This is a genomic window from Nocardia acididurans (assembly GCF_016741815.1).
Lineage (GTDB): Bacteria > Actinomycetota > Actinomycetes > Mycobacteriales > Mycobacteriaceae > Nocardia > Nocardia acididurans.
This window is the reverse complement of sequence record NZ_JAERRJ010000014.1, coordinates 143853-160527: the sequence shown is the minus strand read 5'-3', so window position 1 is coordinate 160527 and position 16675 is coordinate 143853. Positions and strand designations below refer to the sequence as shown.

The window sequence follows — 16675 nt, the reverse complement described above, 5'->3', positions numbered from 1 at the left end:
GCACGGCATTCCGATCACCACCAGCCCAGCAGCGGCTGGAGCTGACGGTCGAGTTCGGGGGCCAGGGAGCGGGCGTAACTCGCGGTGAGGTGGTGTTCGTCGTGGTAGACGAGGATGTTGCCCTCCACCACGGCGCACACGTCCGGGCGGCAGATCGCGTCGTTGAGATCGATGGTGTGCACCTGGGAGAACGCCGCGGCGGGCGCTTGCGCGGGGTTGCTCGCCGACAGCGCGTCGGGGCGCTTCATGCCGCAGCTGATCCGGTCGCCGCCGGAGGCCAGGCAGTCGATGGCGCGGTAGCGGATTCCATTGCGGCGCAACCACGGAGTGTCGCGGATGGCCACCACGTGCAGGCCGTTGCGCGACAGCTCCGACCAGACGTCGAGGTAGTCCTGCGGGGTCTCGTCGCCGCCGTTGTCGGCGGGACGGGTGCCGGTGGTGAACACCCAGTCCGGCTTCTCCTCGGCCAGCCGGTCGATGACCTCGCGCGACCAGTCGCGGCAATCGGGATTGCGCTGGCCCTTGTACATGGGCTCTTCGGCGACGGTGAGCGGGCAGCCCATCTTCAGGTAGACGACGATCTTGAACCGGTGCTGCTCGGCCAGGATCTGCAGGGCCGGAAGCCAGTGCTCCGCATGGGAATTGCCCACCACCGCCAGGGTGCGCTGGGCGTGTTCGACACCGTAGGCGCAGGTGACCACCGCCCGCGTGTCGAAGTCGGAGATGCAGCTGTCGCGGGTGGGGTAGGGGACGTCGGCGGGCGCTTCGTCGATGGTGGGCCGCATGACCGCGCGCGGCACCAGCGCGCCATGGGTGAGCGCTTCCGCGCCAGGGTATTTCGCCGGATCCAACTGCCCGACCGCGTGCGCCTTCGCACTGTTGGACCACTGCCAGGCAAGCGTGGAACCGACCAGCAGCAGGCCCACGGTGGCCACCGCGACGCCGGTGAGCCGGCGCGCCCGTGAGCCGGGCGTGGCGGCGGAGACCGGCGCGGTGGCCGATTGGGCGGCAGCGGCAGCGGTGGCTCCCGGGGCGGCCGGGGTGCCCGCGGTGGCGGGCTGGGAGCGCAGGCGCAGCGGCTCTTCCACGAACCGGTTGGTCGCGTAGGCCAGCCCCAGGGAGGCGAGCACGATGAGAGCCCCGGCGATCGGCCCCGCATTGCGCTCATGCCGTTCGCCCAGGTAGAAGATGAGAATCGGCCAGTGCCACAGGTACAGCGCATACGCGTAGGACCCCAGTCGCACCATCGGCCCGGTGGCCAGCAGGCGGTTCAGCCGCGGCTGTCGATCGGTGGTCAGCCCGGCGCCCGACAGGATCAGCGCCACCGTCGCCAGCACGGGCAGCAGCGCCGCCGGCCCCGGGAACACCGCGGACCCGTTCACCAGCCACCCGCACGCCACGATCGCGGCGATACCGGCCCAGGCGCACACCTCGCGAATCAGCCGGGGCAGCTTCACCAGTGGCGCGGCTATCGCCAGCAGCGCACCCGTCAGCGGCTCCCACGCGCGCGCGAAGGTGTCGTAGTAGTTCCACCCCTGCTGCGTCGAAACCCCGTGCGCCGCATACCAGAACGAGGCCACCACGGCGACGGCGAACACTCCCGCGACCATGAGCCGCATCCGCTGCCCGCGCCCGAACAACCGGCACAGCCACGCCACCAGCGCGATGCTCAGCAGCAGCGTCAGATACAACTGCCCCTGCACCGACATGGACCACAGATGCTGCAGCGGGCTCACCGAGGGGTCCGCCGCCAGATAATCCGACCAGGACAGCGCCAGATACCAGTTCTGGTAGTAGAACAGCGAGGCCAGCGTCTGCCCGGCCAGATCGGACCAGCGCGTATGCGGCAGCAGCGCGACCGTCGCCACGACCACCGCCGCCAGCACCACCACCATGGCGGGCAGCAGTCGCCGCAACGTCCGCCGCACGGTGTGCACGATGCCGACCGTGCCCCGGTCGCCACGCCGCAGCAACATTCCGGTGAAGAAGAATCCGGACAGCACGAGGAAGACGTCCACACCGCCGGAGACCCGGCCCATCCAGATGTGGAAGATCACCACCAGGGCGATGGCGATACCGCGCAGCCCGTCCAGATCATGGCGATACATCCCGGCCTTGGCGGCCGTCGTGGCCTGCGCGGACGCTGCCCCCGCCGACGGGACCGCCGCCGATCCGCCGCCGGAGTTGTGATCCGGCGTCGCGGGGGAGGGTTGGTCGGTGCTGGATTTCGCCATGGCGGCGACCATTCTGGTATCCGTCCGGCAAATATCCCAATCGCCACCCGGATCTTGACCTGAATGTGGCATTTCTCGCGACGTGGCTCGAATCGTGTCTCACCCGGCCAGCACGAAGTAGCGCAGCCACAGATACGGCGCGGCCACCGCGATGGTGATCGCCGTGACCACCATGCCCTTGCGGGTGAATTCCCAGAACGAGATCGGATGATCCGAACGCCGCGCGATCCCCAGCATCACCACATTCGCACTCGCACCCACCGCGGTCAGATTGCCGCCGAAATCCGCGCCGATGGCCAGCGCCCACCACAGCGCCCCGGCCTGCGCCTGATTCTCGATACCGCTCGCCAGATCCGCCACCAGCGGACTCATGGACGCGACGTACGGGACATTGTCGATGACACCCGACAGCACGGCCGACACCACCAGGATCAGCATGGTCGCCACCAGTGCGTCCCCGCCGGTGATATCGGTCGCGAAGGACGCGAGCCGCCCGATCACGCCGGTCTCCACCAGCGCGCCGACCATCACGAACAGCCCGGCGAAGAACAGCAGCGTCTCCCACTCCACCGAACCCAGGTAATCCTCCTGGGGCAGACCGGAAATCAGCACCAGCACACCCGCGCCGAGCAGCGCCACCACCGAGGGCTCCAGGTGGAAGATCGAGTGGCCGAGGAATCCGGCGAACACCCCCGCCAGGACGACACCGCATTTGATCAGCAGCGCCGGATCGCGGATGGCCTCGCGCTCCTCGAGCTGCATGACGTCGGCGGCCCGCGCCGGATCCACCTCGAAGGAGCCGCGGAACAGCCGCGGCAGGATGAGCGTGAACACCGCCAGCTCGATGAGCACGATCGGGGTCATGTTCACCAGGAAGGTATTGAACGACAGATCCGCCCGGCTGGCGATGATGATGTTGGGCGGGTCGCCGACCAGGGTCGCCGCACCGCCGATATTCGAGGCCAGCACCTCGGCGATCAGGAACGGTGCGGCGGGCACGTCCAGGCGCTCGCACACCAGCATGGTCACCGGGGCGATGAGCAGCACGGTGGTCACGTTGTCGAGGAAGCCCGACGCCGCCGCGGTGATCAGCGTCAGCAGGATCATCACCCGCAGTGCGGAACCCTTGGCGCGCTTGGCCGCCCACACCGCCGCGTATTCGAACACACCGGTGTGCCGCAGCACACCGACGATGATCATCATGCCGAACAGCAGGAAGATGACATCCCAGTCGATGCCGGTGTCGTGCGAGTAGAACGCGGCATCGGCGTCGCTGATGCCCAGCGCCAGAATGATCGCCGCCCCGCCGAGGGCGGCCATGGTCTTGTTGATCCGCTCGGTGGCGATGAGCGCGTAGGACACCGCGAACACGGCCACCGCGACGGCGGTCACGTGGACCGCCCCGGCGGGCTCAGTTGTTCAGCGCCACTTCCAGCAGCCGCGACGCGGTGATGACGCCGAGCAGCCGGGTGCCGTCCTGCACCGCCACCAGCGGCGTCTGATGTTTGGCCATGAGCGCGGCCACCTCGATGATGTTGTCGTCGGCCTGCGCGGCCGGGATCCGGCTCAGCCGCTCCGGAATCACATCGCGGACCTTCTTGCCCCGCAAGCGATTCGACACCTGCTTGCACATGGTCTCGTTGAGCACGCCCGCCAGCGACGGATCGTCCTGCACGTACTTGGGCACGATGAACAGCACCACCGTGGAGGCCGGCAGCACCGCTCGCGGCGCACCCTCGCCGTCGGTGACCAGAATCCCGGGCAGCCGATGCTCGGCCAGCAGTCTGGCCGCATCCATCGCATCGGAATCCAGGTCGATCACCGGATATTCCTCGGCCATCTGGGCGGCATGCATATCTGCAGGATACGACGGCGCGCCGGGCGTTCACGCGAAGAGAATACGTCAAGATCGAATACTGGTGCGGCACTGAAACTCCCAGGTAGGAGGGTTTGCGGACCATATTCGGCCCGTGCCGACCAGCCTTCCCGGCGCGCCGCGATCAAAATCCCGTCAAGGATATCGCGAACCGCTCCGGCAGAGCGGGCGTGTCGTTCTACGGCGTGCTGCGCGGCTGATCCACCTCGCGAAACGCCCGCGCACCACCCATAATTCGGACATGTCTGTGCTGTTGCTGCTGGTCGCCGCCGGGTGCCTGATCGGCGTACCGATGCTGATTCTGTTGATCGTGCTCTTGGTGACGAAACAGGGGAACAGCACGCGGCCGCCCCGCTACGGGGGACCGATCCCACCGGTCGGTCCCTTCCGTGGCGGGCCGCACCGGGGATACCCCGGAAACGACTGGCAGCAGGACTTCTTCACGCCCGCGCCGCCCGGTTACCCCGGCGGCCCCGCCGGTCACCCGCACGGCCACCACGACTACCCGGGCGGCGACTACCCCGGCGGCGGTCAGGACTTCGGCAACCACCCGGGCGGCTACGGCGGCTGGAACCACCACGGCGAAAGCCACGGCCCCGGCTACGGCAGCCCCAGCAGCTCCTATGACAGTGGCTGGAGCTCCGGCCACAGCTCTCACGACAGCGGCAGCGGCCACAGCAGCTCCAGCGACAGCGGTTCCAGCAGTAGCTCCAGCTCGAGCGACAGCGGTTCCAGCAGCTCGAGCAGTTCCGACTGAACCGCGACGAACGCGCGGATCAGTGCGGGAGCGGTTCCAGGCGGAGCGGGACGCCCAGGCGGTTCCAGAGGTTGATCTGGGCGGTGATGGCCACCAGGCCCGCGCGTTCGCCCTCGTCGGGGAAGTGCTTTTCCACCGCTGACCAGATCTCGTCGCCGACGCCGTGCGGGCCGAGTTCGGTTGCGGCCTCGGCGTATTCGAGGGCCGCCTTCTCCTGGTCGGTGAACAGGGTGGATTCGCGCCAGGCGCTGAGGTGGTAGATGCGCTGTTCGGTCTCGCCCTCCTTGCGGGCCTCGGTGGTGTGCATGTCGATGCAGAACAGGCAGCCGTTGACCTGCGAGACGCGGATCTTCACCAGCTCGCGCACGACACCGGAGAGCGGGCCGCGGCGGATGTGCATATCGGCTGTCGCCCAGGCCTTGTAGACCTCGGGGGCGAGTTCCGGCATGTTCAGGCGTGACATGGTGTGTCCTTTCGTGAAGTGCCGATCCGTTCGGTACATCCCTTGGACGAGACGGGGGCCGAGCGCGTGACGGGCGCCGGGTGTGCGGCTCGTCACAGCCATTCCGCAGGGTTGCCGTAATTGTGCGAAAGACGCCACAGCAGACCATAATCCGGTCGTGGGAACTGTCGTTCTGGTGGCGTTCGGGGTGTTGTGCTTTGTCACGGGACCCGCATTGGCCCTGGTGATCGTACTCGGCGTGCGTAAGTCGGCGCGGGAGGCCGCAGCGGCGCGAGGGCCCGTGCGCCGGAATGCCGAACGGATACCGGTCGGTGTGGGCGGGCGGCATCGGCGGTACCAGTGACGCGTCCCGGTAGCGAAAACAGGCCGGGCTCCGGCGAACTCGTGGTTCGCCGGAGCCCGGCCGAGCACCGGTTCACCCCTGATCCGGTGGGTCCGAGGCGCTACCCGCGGGTGAGCGCCGCGTAGCGGGCCACATGCTGATCGGTGGTGCCGAATTCGTACTGCACCGCCGTGAGGCGCTTGAAGAAGTGGCCGATGGCCAGCTCCTCGGTCATGCCCATCGCGCCGTGCAACTGCACGCCCTCCTGACCGATGCGCCGCGCCGCGCGCCCGATGGTGGCCTTGGCGGCGGAGGCGGCCTTGGCACGCTCGGTCGCCGGGGCGTCCAGTTTGAGCGTCACCAGATAGGTGGCGGCGACGGCCTGTTCGAGTTCCAGCAGCATGTCCACCATGCGGTGCTGCAGCGCCTGGAAGCTGGCGATGGGCACGCCGAACTGCTGCCGCTGCTTGGCGTACTCGACGGTGTCGGCGACCACCTTGCGCATGGCTCCCACGGCCTCGGCGCAGACGGCGGCCACGGCCTCGTCGAGGGTCGCGGCGACGGCCTCGGCGGCGCGTTCGAGCAGCAGCGCGTCGGCGGGCAGGCGCACGCCCTCGAAGGTGAGGTCGGCGGCCTGACGCTCGTCGATGGTGCGGTAGCCGCGCACGGTGAGTCCGGCCGGCGGGTTCGCGGCCTCGAAATCGACTGCGAACAGCGCGGTTTCGCCGTCCAGCTGGGCGGTGACCAGCAGCTGGGTGGCCAGCGGCGCGGAGGTCACCACGGTTTTCACGCCATCGAGGACGAACTCCTCGCCGTCGCGGCGGGCGGTCGCGGCGACCTTCGTGTAGTCGTAGCCGGAGTGCGGTTCCAGCGCGGCGAATCCGATGATCACCTCACCGGCGGCGATACCGGCCAGCAGATCCTCGGCGCGCTTGCCGCCGGCCCGGCGCAGCAGGCCGCCGCCCACCACCACGGTGTCCACATACGGTTCCACCACGAGCGCGCCGCCCAGCGCCTCGGCGATGATCATGGTCTCGACCGCGCCGCCGCCGATGCCGCCGACGGATTCGGGCAGGCTCGCGCCGAGAATGCCGACCTCCTCGGCCAGCGCGCGCCACACCTGCGGCTGCCAGCCCGCGCCCGTGCGCACCGCGGCGCGCGAGGCCTCGAGGTCGTAGCGGGCCGCGAGGAACTCGGTCACGGTGTCGCGGAGAAGGGCCTGTTCGGCGGTGAATTCGAAGTCCATGACTACAACCCCAGGGTGGCTTTGGCGATGATGTTGCGCTGAATCTCGTTGCTGCCCGCGTAGATCGAGCCCGCGCGGTCGTTGAAGTACCGCAGGGCGGACACGGCCTGCCACTCCGCGCCGGAGACGAAACCGTCTGCGGGAGCGGTGAAGTCGACGACCGGGCCGCCCGGCATGGTGGCATGCGGCTGGTAGGCGCGACCGCGCGGACCCGCGGCCTCGAGCGCGAGTTCGGTGAGCACCTGGCTCAATTCGGTGCCGAGGATCTTGATGGTGGAGGCGGCCGGGCCGGGATCCTTCCCGCTGGAGACCAGCGACAGCGTGCGGTACTCCAGGATCTCGAGCACATCGGCGCGAATGCGGGCATCGGCCAGTTTGGCGGCGAAGGCCGGATCATCGATGAGCGCACCGCCGTTCGGGGCGACGGCGGTCTTCGCGGCCTCGGCGAGCTCCTCGGCCATGACCTGCAGCGCGGGTGCGGCCGCGCCGCCGCCGCGCTCGAAGTTGAGCAGGTACTTGGCCACGGTCCAGCCGTCGTCGATCCGGCCGAGCACGTTCGTCTTGGGCACCCGCACCTGATCGAAGAAGACCTGGTTCTGCACCTGTTCGCCGGAAGTCATGACCAGCGGCCGGATCTCGATGCCCGGGGTGCGCATGTCGATGAGCGCGAAGGTGATTCCCTGCTGCTTCTTGGCCTGCTTGGAGGTGCGCACCAGGGCGAAGATCCAATTCGCCTCGGTGGCATGGGTTGTCCAGATCTTGGAGCCGGTGACCACGAGGTCGTCGCCGTCGTCGACGGCGGCCATGTTCAGCGAGGCGAGGTCCGAACCCGCCTCCGGCTCCGAATAGCCCTGGCAGAAGAAGACTTCGCCGGTGAGGATGCGCGGCAGGAAGAAGTCCTTCTGCTCGGCGGTGCCGAAGGCCATGATGGCGTGCGAGACCATCCGGATGCCCATGGGGGAGAGGTTGGGCGCACCGGCCAGGGTGCATTCGCGGCCGAAGATGTAGTGCTGGGTGAGGCTCCACCGGCAGCCGCCGTATTTCACCGGCCAGGCGGGCGCGGCCCAGCCCTTCTCGTGCAGGATGTGCTGCCACTCCATGCTGGCTTCGTGATCCGGGTAGACGCTGGTGGCCAGCCGCCCGGCGCGCCGCAATTCGGGGGTCAGTTTCTCGTCGAGGAAGTGGCGCACTTCATCGCGAAACGCCAGATCATCGGGCAACCAGTCGAGATCCACGAAAACTCCTTGGAGAAGAACCGGCCTTAACATTCTCACCTTCGCACACCTGGAGGCAAATGTGCAGGCACCTGCCCTCACTTTAGGTTCTTGACATTCCACAGTGGAGGAATAATCATGGTTATTACACGTTCCACTGTGGAAGGAATCCTGAGAGGAACCGACATGGACATCACCACCGGCACCCGCGCCTCCGACGCCGAACGCGCCCGCATCGCCGACCTGCTCGGCCGCCACCTCACCGACGGCCGGCTCGACCCCGTCGAATACAACGACCGCGTCGCCCAGGTCTACGCCACCGCCACCCGCGAGGACCTGCAGCTGGTGCTGAAGGATCTACCCGAGCTCTCCGACGCCGCGGTGACCGTGGAAAAGCCGGTCAACCGACTGCCCATCTGGCAGCGCATCGAAGGCAGCGCCTGGCTCGGGGTGAGCGTGCTCGTACTCGTCATCTGGGCCGCGATCTCGGTCGCCGCAGGCGAATTCACCTACCCGTGGCCGATCTGGGTGATCGGTCCGTGGGGCGCGGTCCTGGTCTTCCGTGCCGTCATGGGCTGGGAGGCCAGGGCCTACCGCCGCTGCGGAGCCCGATAACCCACCGCCGCAACAACTCTCACGAGGTGAGTAACCATGACCGGTTACACCGTCCTCCTCACCCTCCACATCGTCGTGGGCGCCGCCGGGCTGGCTCTCGGCCCGGCGGTCGCCTGGGCCGACGCCCGGAAACCGCGGCCCGATCTCTGGACGGCGTACCTCGGAACCGTTGCCGCGGTGTGTATCTCCGCCGTCGGACTGGTGGTCTGGCGGCGCACCGATCTGTGGTGGCTCGTGCCTGTTTCGGCGCTCACCGTGGCCCTGGCGATGCTCGGGTGGCGGGCCGCGGGACGTCCGGGCGACTGGACTCACGCCTATGTGCACGGCCTCGGCGGTTCCTATATCGCGCTCGTCACCGCCACCGTCGTGGTCAGCTTCGCCGTCGACGGGCCGCTGCACGGCCCCGCGCAGCTGATCGCCTGGCTCGGCCCCACCGTCCTCGGCACCCCACTGCTCGAGCTGTGGCGACGTGGGCTCGTCACGAAACGCCGGGTTTTCAGTGGGTGAGCGATCCGGTCGCTGACCTGGCGCACACTGGTCTCTCGACGTTTGCTGGAGGGGCTATGGCGGGTTGGCGAGTACTGCTCGGGGCGCTGGGCGCTGCCGTTCTCCTCCTGGCCGCATCGCCGTCGGCTGCCGCCTACGAGGCGCACGCCGAAGAGTTCGCCAATCCGGTGCTGGGCGCCGGGGCGGATCCCAGTATCGCCTACTACCAGGGGCGGTTCCATCTGGTGCAGGGCGATTTCTACAACGACGACAACATCGTCATCCGGAGTTCGGAGACCCTGGGCGGGTTGGCCGCCGCCGAACCCGCGGTGGTGTGGCGGCATCCGGACTGTCCCGCGCAGGCCTGCACCAAGATCTGGGCTCCCGAACTGCAGCACATCGACGGCCGCTGGTGGATCTACTTCGCGGGCCAGGAGAACGACAGCCACGAGACGCACCGCATGTACGCGCTGCGGTCCACCGGTGACGATCCCACCGGGCCCTACGAATTCCTCGGTCAGCTGGCCCTGCCGGGCGGGCTGGCCATCGATGGCGTCTATCTGCCGTATCAGGGCAAGGGCTACTACCTCTGGTCCTGTCTGAACCCCGAAGACGCTCTGGTGCAAGAGATCTGCGCGGTTCGGATGACCGACCCGATGACACCCGTGGGTGAGCGGGTCACCATCGCCACGCCCACCGCCCCGTGGGAAACCGTCCCCAACGACGTGGGTCTGCTGATCAACGAGGCCCCGCAGCCGCTGTTCTCGCCGGACGGCCGCCTCTATGTCACCTTCTCCGCCAATGCCAGCTTCGACGACACCTACCGCCTGGGCCTGCTGCAGCTGCCGCGCAACGGCGACCCGATGGATCCGACGGCCTGGACCAAGTCCGGGGGCCCCGTTCTGCCCGGCGCTCCCGGTGCGATTGCCCCGGGCCACAACGGATTCCTCACCGTCGACGGCCGGCCCTGGATCACCTACCACGCGCGCCTGGAGCCCGGCACCGGCTGGGCGGGCCGCAGCATCCGCGTCCAGCCGATGGCCTTCACCGCCGACGGCCGCCCGCAATTCGGCATGGCTCTCGGGCCCGACGCCCCGATCATGGTCGGCGTCGAGCCGAGGTGAACACCCTTGACGTCAGGTTATCGAGTGATAACCTGACAGTGATGGTTATCGATCGATAACCGGAGTCAAGGGAGTCAGCCATGCTCACCACCTCGCAGACCGACATCGACCGCATTCTCACGGCCCTCGACGCGTATCGAGGCACGCATCCGCCCGCGCTGAGCCTGCCGCCCGAGTCCTACCGCAGCCCCGAACTGTGGGAATTGGAGCGGCAGAAGATCTTTCACCGATCCTGGTGGTTGGTCGCGCATGCGGACCAGCTCGCGGAAACCGGGGACTACGTCGCCGTTTCCATTGCCGGAGAACAGATCGTGGTGACACGGGCGGCGGACGGGGAACTGTACGCGCTCTCGCCCATCTGCCGGCACCGGCTCATGCCCCTGGTGAAAGACGGTGCGGGACACACGGATTCGTTCACCTGTCAGTACCACCTGTGGAAGTACGGGCTCGACGGCAGGCTGAAAGGCGCGCCCTACATGGGCGGCAACAAGGAGTTCGAGGCCGAGCAGTGCCGGCTGCCGGGATTCGCCGTCGCCGACTGGAACGGATTCGTCTGGGTGAACCTCGACGCGAACGCCGCACCCATCGGCGACCATCTCGACTTGGCCGCACCGCAATTCGACAACTACCGGCTCGGCGAGATGGTGCAGGTCGACTCCTGGTCCATGCCGTGGCAGGTGAACTGGAAGCTCGTCATGGAGAACGGGCACGAGAACTACCACGTGATCGGACTGCACCGCGAAACCCTCGAACCGTTCATGCCCGGCGGCGGCGATCTGCACGTCGAAACCTACTCGCCCTGGGTGCTGCACGCCCGCATCCCCTTCACCCTGCCGCTGCCCTCGGACACCCTGGCGCTCAGCGATATTCAGCAACGCCACGGCATGCTCCTGATGACCTTCCCGACCGGAGCATTCATCGCGCTGTCCGATCGCGTGGTCTGGCTGAGCATCCTGCCGCAGACCGTGGACCGCGTGCAGGTGGTCGGCGGCGTGCTCACCACCCCCGAACTGGCCCGCGACAGTGCGGAAGTCGAGCTCACCCAGCAGGCCGTCACCGCCATGATCAATGACGAGGACCGTGTCGGACTCGAGGCCGTCCAGCGCGGCGTCACCTCCCGCTACGCCCAGCGCGGCCACCTCAGCCCCAAGGAATCGCCCGGCATCCTCGCCTTCTACCGCAATCTCGCCACCGCCCTGCTCGACGACAATCCCTGGCCCGGCAGCCGATAACCTGGCCCCATGCCCGCGGACCCCACCACCCTGAGCCCCGCCGCCGAGCGCATCCTGCGCACGGCGGCCGAACTCATCGCCGTCCGCGGCTACGCCGCCACCTCCACCCGCGATATCGCCACCGCCGTCGGTGTCAGCCAGCCCGCCCTCTACAAACACTTCGCCGCCAAAACCGATATCCTCGCCGCCCTGGTCCGGCTCGGTCTCGAACAACCGCTGGCCACCGCCGATCAGCTCGCGGCCCTCGACGCCCCCGCCGTGGTGAAACTGCATCGCTGGCTATCGGATTCGCTGAACCACTTCCGCGACTCGCGCTATGTGCTGATGTCCATCCTCACCACCCCCGATCTCCAGGACGACCGCTTCGCCACCGAGCTCGCACTGCTCGACCGCTTCGACCGCGTGGTCATCGACCTGGTGACCGCGGGCAAGCGGGAAGGCGATGTCCGCGACCTCGACCCGGTCTCCGGCGCTCGCATGGTCCAAGCCCTCTTCGACGCCCTGGCCCTCCCCGCCATCGCCGTCGAACCCGCCGAAATCACCGAATTCGCCCTTACCGGGCTGCTTCGCGACTCGACGCGGCTCCCGGGCATCCGGACGGCCGCCGCCGCACTCGACCTGCCGGAGGCGTGAAACCGGGCGCGGGCCTCGACGCGATCCCCGGCATACTCGGGGCAATCCGAGGGGAACGGGTAGCCTTGCGCGCGTGCACCTCAAGAGTCTGACGCTGAAGGGGTTCAAGTCCTTCGCGTCCGCGACGACATTGCGGTTCGAGCCGGGGATCACCTGCGTGGTGGGGCCCAATGGATCGGGGAAGTCGAATGTCGTCGACGCGCTCACCTGGGTGATGGGTGAGCAGGGCGCGAAAGCACTGCGTGGCGGGAAGATGCAGGACGTCATCTTCGCCGGGACCGCGGGCCGCGCCCCGCTCGGTCGTGCCGAAGTCACGCTGACCATCGACAATTCGGATGGCGTGCTGCCCATCGAATACGCCGAGGTGTCGATCACGCGGCGGATGTTCCGCGACGGGGCGGGCGAGTACGAGATCAACGGCAACTCCTGCCGGTTGATGGATGTGCAGGAACTGCTGAGCGACTCCGGTATCGGGCGCGAGATGCACGTCATCGTGGGGCAGGGGCAGCTCTCGGCCATCCTGGAGTCGCGGCCGGAGGATCGGCGAGCCTTCATCGAGGAGGCCGCGGGTGTGCTGAAACATCGGCGGCGCAAAGAGAAGGCCGTGCGCAAGCTGGATGCCATGCAGGCCAATCTGGCCCGGCTCACCGACCTCACCACGGAATTGCGCAGGCAGCTCAAGCCATTGGGACGCCAGGCCGAGGTGGCGCGGCGTGCGGCCACCGTGCAGTCCGAACTGCGCGACGCGCGCCTGCGGCTGGCGGCCGACGATCTGGTGTCGCGGCGCGGTGACCTGGAGAGCCAGCAGAGCAAAGAGGCGTACGCGCGCGAACAGCAGGTCACCATGCAGGCTGAGCTGGATGCGGCCAATGCGGCGCTGGCACAGCAGGAATTCGAGCTCTCGCGGTTGACGCCGAGCGCGGAGGCCGCCGCCCAGACGTGGTTCCAATTGTCGGCTTTGACCGAACGCGTCAATGCCACTATTCGGATCGCCCGCGATCGTGCGCGCAACCTCACCATCGAGCAGCCGACCGGCGCGGGACGCGATCCCGAACAGCTCGAGCGCGAAGCCGAACGGGTGGAGGCCGAGGAGGCCGAACTCATCGCGGCGGTCGAGATGGCCGCCGAAACCCTCGAAGCCGCACGCGACGCCCTGCACGAACGCGAAGCCGCCGCCAAAGCCGCCGAACAGGCGCATCTGGCCGCCGTGCGCGCCATCGCCGACCGCCGCGAAGGGCTGGCGCGGCTCGCCGGACAGGTCGACACCCTGCGCACGCGGGCACAGTCCGTGGACGGCGAGATCGCGCGGCTGTCCACCTCGCTGAGCGAGGCCCGGCGTCGCGGCGAGGACGCCGACGCCGAATTCGAGTCCGTCCAAGGCGAATTGGGGGAACTCGACGCGGGGGAGGAGGGGCTCGACGCACAGTACGAACACGCCGCGCAGGCCCTCGAACTCGCCGACCAGCGCGTCACCGAACTGCGCGAGAAGGACCGCGAGGCCGGCAAGCGCGTCGCCTCGCTCACCGCGCGCATCGAAGCGCTCACCATGGGCCTGGCGCGCAAGGACGGCGCGGCCTGGCTGCTCGAACACCGCACCGACGGACTCCTCGGACCGCTGTCCGGGCTGATCCGCGTCCAGGGCGGATACGAGGCCGCGGTCGCCGCTGCGCTCGGCCCGCTCGCCGACGCCGTCGCCGCCGACACCGGACCCTGCGCGCACGCCGCCGTGCGGGCGCTCAAGGAAGCCGACGGCGGGCGCGCCGCACTCGTGTACGGCCATGCCGCCCAGGCGAATTCGCGGCCCACCGGCGAGCTACCCGGCGGCGCGCGCTGGCTCGCCGATATCGTCGACTGCCCCGACCACCTGCGCGGGGCCATCACCGCGCTGACCGCGGGCATCGCCGTCGCCGCCGATCTCGGCACCGCCGCACAGGTCATCGCCGCCCGCCCCGAACTGCGCGTCGTCACCCGCGACGGCGATCTCGCCGGCAGCGGCTGGCTGCTCGGCGGCTCCGACCGCGCACCCAGCCAGCTCGAGGTGCAGGCCGATATCGATTCCGCCAAGACCGAACTCGTGTCCTGGCAGCGGCAGGCCGAAGAACTCGAGGCCGCTCTCGCCGGTGCGCTCGCCGAGCAGACCGACCGCAAGGAAGCCGTCGACCACGCGCTGCTCGCCCTGCACGAATCCGATCAGTCGCTGGTCGCCATCTACGACCGGCTCGGCCGCCTCGGGCAGACCGCGCGGCGCGCCCAGCAGGAATGCGAACGCATCCTCGCCCAGCGCGCCGACACCGAGACCGGGCGCGAGGAAACCCTCGCCGAACTCGCCGAACTCGAGGACCGGCTGCGGCACGCCGAACTCGAACAGTCCGAAATGGGTTCGGACGCAGCGGGAACCGAGACTGCGGGCTACGCCCGCGAAGAGGCCGCCGCCGCACTCGCCGAGGCGCGCTCGATGGAGGTCGAAGCCCGCCTCGCCGTCCGCACCGCCGAGGAACGCGCGGAATCCGTACGCGGCAAAGCGGATTCACTGCGCCGCGCGGCCCGCGCCGAACGCGAGAACCGCGCCCGCGCCGAACGCGCCCAGGCCGCCCGCCGGCAAGCCGCCGCCGTGGCCGCGGTGGTCGCCGAATCCGCCGAACGCGTTGCGGTACAACTGGAAACGGTCGTCGCCGAGGCGTCCGCCCGCCGTGACGACCTGGTGCGCCGCCGCTCCGAGGTGGCCGCCCAGGTGGATCAGACCAAGGAGCGTTCGCGCGCCCTCACCACCCAGCTCAGCCAGATCGTCGACGCCGTGCACCGCGACGAGGTCGCCCGTGCGCAGGCGGCCCTGCGCATCGAACAGCTGGAAACCACCATCTCCGAAACCTTCGGCATCGCACTGGAAGACCTCATCGCCGAATACGGTCCCGACACGCCCATGCCGCCGACCGCGCTCGAGATGATCGAGTACGAGCAGGCCAGGGAACGCGGCGAGGATGTCAGCGAACCGCAGCCCATGCCCTACGACCGCGCCACCCAGGAGCGCCGCGCCAAACGCGCCGAGAAGGACCTCACCACCCTCGGCAAGGTGAATCCCCTTGCGCTGGAAGAGTTCGCGGCCCTCGAGGAGCGCTACAACTTCCTGGCCACCCAGCTCGAGGACGTCAAGAAGGCCCGTCAGGACCTGCTCGACGTGGTCGCCGAGGTGGACGCCCGCATCCTGCAGGTCTTCACCGAGGCCTACGACGACGTGGAACGCGAATTCACGCACGTCTTCAGCAAACTGTTCCCCGGCGGCGAGGGCCGTATCCTGCTCACCGACCCGAGTGACATGCTCGCCACCGGCGTCGAGGTCGAGGCCCGCCCGCCGGGCAAGAAGGTCAAGCGCCTGTCGCTGCTCTCCGGTGGTGAGAAGTCCCTGGCCGCAGTGGCATTCCTGGTGGCCATCTTCCGCGCGCGCCCCTCGCCCTTCTATGTGATGGACGAGGTCGAGGCCGCGCTGGACGACACCAACCTGCGCCGCCTCATCGGCCTGTTCGAACAGCTGCGGGAGAAGTCGCAGCTGATCGTCATCACCCACCAGAAGCCCACCATGGAGATCGCCGACGCGCTCTACGGCGTCAGCATGCGCGGTGACGGCATCACCCAGGTCATCTCGCAGCGACTGCGCGGGGAGAACCTGGTCGGCTCGTCGGCCTGACCCGCCCGAGCTATCGTCCCGCTCACCGCGGTGCTTCCCGGTGAGTGGGACTGCGCGAGCGCAAATTTGAAACATGATCACGTCGGACCGTGCGGGCGGATAGCGTCCGGGAGTCATGAGACGTTCTATCGCAGGTATTGCCCTCGGTGCCGCTGTCGCCCTTGCCATTCCGATGCCCGCCGCCCTCGCCGACACCGGATCCTCGTCGCTCTCGGGGGGAACCGGGTCGTCGTCACTGTCCGGCGGCGGGTCGTCCTCGCTGTCGGGCGGGAGCGGGAACCTGCCGCCCTACGCGCAGTGGATCGCCGACGTCACCGCCGTGACCACCGAGGCGCAGACCTACCTGAGCACGCGACTGCCCGGCACCGGCAAGCCGGCCATCGTGCTCGACATCGACAACACCTCGCTGGAGACCACCTACAACGCCAGCCCGATCGTGCCCGCCATCGCACCCGTGCTGCAGTTGACGCAGTGGGCCAAATCCAAGGGCGCCGCAATCATTTTCGTGACCGGACGACCCTCCGTGATGGGGATCTACACCAACCTCAACCTCACCTCGGTCGGATACTCGGTGGACGGGCTGTACGGGTGCGGGCTCACCACCGGATCCTCCGGATCGGCCGCGCTGGAGGCCTGCAAGATCGGGTCGCGCACCGATATCGAGAGCAAGGGGTACACGATCGTCGCCAATATCGGCAACAGCGCCTCCGATCTGTCGGGCGGACATGCCGAGAAGACCTTCAAGCTGCCGGATTACGACGGTGCGCTGAACTGAGCGCGATCAGGCCGTG

At 68.5% G+C, this 16675-nt stretch carries 15 protein-coding genes; 9 read left to right on the top strand and 6 right to left on the bottom strand.

Going from position 1 to position 16675, the window contains the following annotated elements; genetic code table 11:
* Positions 1-14 precede the first annotated feature (14 nt).
* The 3 genes from JK358_RS32460 to JK358_RS32450 all read right to left on the bottom strand — a co-directional run bounded on the left by JK358_RS32460 (position 15) and on the right by JK358_RS32450 (position 4089).
* A complete protein-coding gene (locus tag JK358_RS32460) occupies positions 15-2108 on the bottom strand; it encodes an acyltransferase family protein (protein ID WP_232852313.1) in 2094 nt (697 codons plus the stop codon).
* A 225-nt stretch (positions 2109-2333) separates the two neighbouring features.
* Positions 2334-3626, bottom strand: a complete 1293-nt coding sequence (locus JK358_RS32455) for an ArsB/NhaD family transporter (RefSeq protein ID WP_201954998.1) — start codon at positions 3624-3626, stop codon at positions 2334-2336.
* A 19-nt stretch (positions 3627-3645) separates the two neighbouring features.
* Positions 3646-4089 (bottom strand): CBS domain-containing protein, encoded by a 444-nt coding sequence (locus tag JK358_RS32450; RefSeq protein WP_201954997.1) that lies wholly within the window; start codon positions 4087-4089, stop codon positions 3646-3648.
* 262 nt (positions 4090-4351) lie between these two features.
* Here JK358_RS32450 and JK358_RS32445 point away from each other — a divergent pair, with 262 nt between their 5' ends.
* Positions 4352-4867, top strand: coding sequence for a hypothetical protein (locus JK358_RS32445; protein ID WP_201954996.1), 516 nt, complete (start codon positions 4352-4354; stop codon positions 4865-4867).
* Positions 4868-4886: 19 nt separating this feature from the next.
* Here JK358_RS32445 and JK358_RS32440 read toward each other — a convergent pair whose 3' ends face one another.
* Positions 4887-5330, bottom strand: a complete 444-nt coding sequence (locus JK358_RS32440) for a carboxymuconolactone decarboxylase family protein (RefSeq protein WP_232852265.1) — start codon at positions 5328-5330, stop codon at positions 4887-4889.
* A gap of 157 nt (positions 5331-5487) precedes the next feature.
* Between JK358_RS32440 and JK358_RS32435 the strand changes: the two genes are divergently transcribed.
* Entirely contained in the window at positions 5488-5673 is a 186-nt protein-coding gene (locus tag JK358_RS32435; RefSeq protein ID WP_201954995.1) for a hypothetical protein, read from the top strand.
* Positions 5674-5773: 100 nt separating this feature from the next.
* Here JK358_RS32435 and JK358_RS32430 read toward each other — a convergent pair whose 3' ends face one another.
* Together JK358_RS32430 and JK358_RS32425 are read right to left on the bottom strand one after the other, a co-directional pair.
* Positions 5774-6898, bottom strand: a complete 1125-nt coding sequence (locus JK358_RS32430) for an acyl-CoA dehydrogenase family protein (RefSeq protein ID WP_201954994.1) — start codon at positions 6896-6898, stop codon at positions 5774-5776.
* Between the two features lie 2 nt (positions 6899-6900).
* Positions 6901-8133, bottom strand: coding sequence for an acyl-CoA dehydrogenase family protein (locus JK358_RS32425; protein ID WP_201954993.1), 1233 nt, complete (start codon positions 8131-8133; stop codon positions 6901-6903).
* Between the two features lie 165 nt (positions 8134-8298).
* Between JK358_RS32425 and JK358_RS32420 the strand changes: the two genes are divergently transcribed.
* From JK358_RS32420 to JK358_RS32390, 7 genes are all read left to right on the top strand, one after another.
* Complete coding sequence (locus JK358_RS32420; RefSeq protein ID WP_201954992.1) at positions 8299-8727, top strand: DUF1707 SHOCT-like domain-containing protein; 429 nt, start codon at positions 8299-8301, stop codon at positions 8725-8727.
* A 36-nt stretch (positions 8728-8763) separates the two neighbouring features.
* Complete coding sequence (locus JK358_RS32415; RefSeq protein ID WP_201954991.1) at positions 8764-9234, top strand: hypothetical protein; 471 nt, start codon at positions 8764-8766, stop codon at positions 9232-9234.
* Positions 9235-9290: 56 nt separating this feature from the next.
* Positions 9291-10337 carry a glycoside hydrolase family 43 protein gene (locus JK358_RS32410; RefSeq protein WP_201954990.1) on the top strand — a complete coding sequence of 349 codons (1047 nt, stop codon included), beginning with the start codon at positions 9291-9293 and terminating at the stop codon, positions 10335-10337.
* An 80-nt stretch (positions 10338-10417) separates the two neighbouring features.
* Positions 10418-11569 carry an aromatic ring-hydroxylating oxygenase subunit alpha gene (locus JK358_RS32405; protein ID WP_201954989.1) on the top strand — a complete coding sequence of 384 codons (1152 nt, stop codon included), beginning with the start codon at positions 10418-10420 and terminating at the stop codon, positions 11567-11569.
* Between the two features lie 9 nt (positions 11570-11578).
* The gene (locus JK358_RS32400) at positions 11579-12202 is read left to right on the top strand and encodes a TetR/AcrR family transcriptional regulator (protein ID WP_201954988.1); all 624 of its coding nucleotides are present in this window, start codon (positions 11579-11581) and stop codon (positions 12200-12202) included.
* A 73-nt stretch (positions 12203-12275) separates the two neighbouring features.
* Entirely contained in the window at positions 12276-15884 is a 3609-nt protein-coding gene (gene smc / locus JK358_RS32395; RefSeq protein ID WP_201954987.1) for a chromosome segregation protein SMC, read from the top strand.
* Between the two features lie 115 nt (positions 15885-15999).
* Entirely contained in the window at positions 16000-16659 is a 660-nt protein-coding gene (locus JK358_RS32390) for an HAD family acid phosphatase (protein WP_232852263.1), read from the top strand.
* Positions 16660-16675 lie beyond the last annotated feature (16 nt).

Excerpts from the sequence above, each read along its gene's own strand:
- JK358_RS32460 (WP_232852313.1), bottom strand. The coding sequence starts at position 2,108 with ATGTATCGCCATGATCTGGACGGGCTGCGCGGTATCGCCATCGCCCTG.
- JK358_RS32450 (WP_201954997.1), bottom strand. The coding sequence starts at position 4,089 with ATGCATGCCGCCCAGATGGCCGAGGAATATCCGGTGATCGACCTGGAT.
- JK358_RS32445 (WP_201954996.1), top strand. The coding sequence starts at position 4,352 with ATGTCTGTGCTGTTGCTGCTGGTCGCCGCCGGGTGCCTGATCGGCGTA.
- JK358_RS32440 (WP_232852265.1), bottom strand. The coding sequence starts at position 5,330 with ATGTCACGCCTGAACATGCCGGAACTCGCCCCCGAGGTCTACAAGGCC.
- JK358_RS32430 (WP_201954994.1), bottom strand. The coding sequence starts at position 6,898 with ATGGACTTCGAATTCACCGCCGAACAGGCCCTTCTCCGCGACACCGTG.
- JK358_RS32420 (WP_201954992.1), top strand. The coding sequence starts at position 8,299 with ATGGACATCACCACCGGCACCCGCGCCTCCGACGCCGAACGCGCCCGC.
- JK358_RS32415 (WP_201954991.1), top strand. The coding sequence starts at position 8,764 with ATGACCGGTTACACCGTCCTCCTCACCCTCCACATCGTCGTGGGCGCC.
- JK358_RS32410 (WP_201954990.1), top strand. The coding sequence starts at position 9,291 with ATGGCGGGTTGGCGAGTACTGCTCGGGGCGCTGGGCGCTGCCGTTCTC.
- JK358_RS32405 (WP_201954989.1), top strand. The coding sequence starts at position 10,418 with ATGCTCACCACCTCGCAGACCGACATCGACCGCATTCTCACGGCCCTC.
- JK358_RS32400 (WP_201954988.1), top strand. The coding sequence starts at position 11,579 with ATGCCCGCGGACCCCACCACCCTGAGCCCCGCCGCCGAGCGCATCCTG.
- JK358_RS32390 (WP_232852263.1), top strand. The coding sequence starts at position 16,000 with ATGAGACGTTCTATCGCAGGTATTGCCCTCGGTGCCGCTGTCGCCCTT.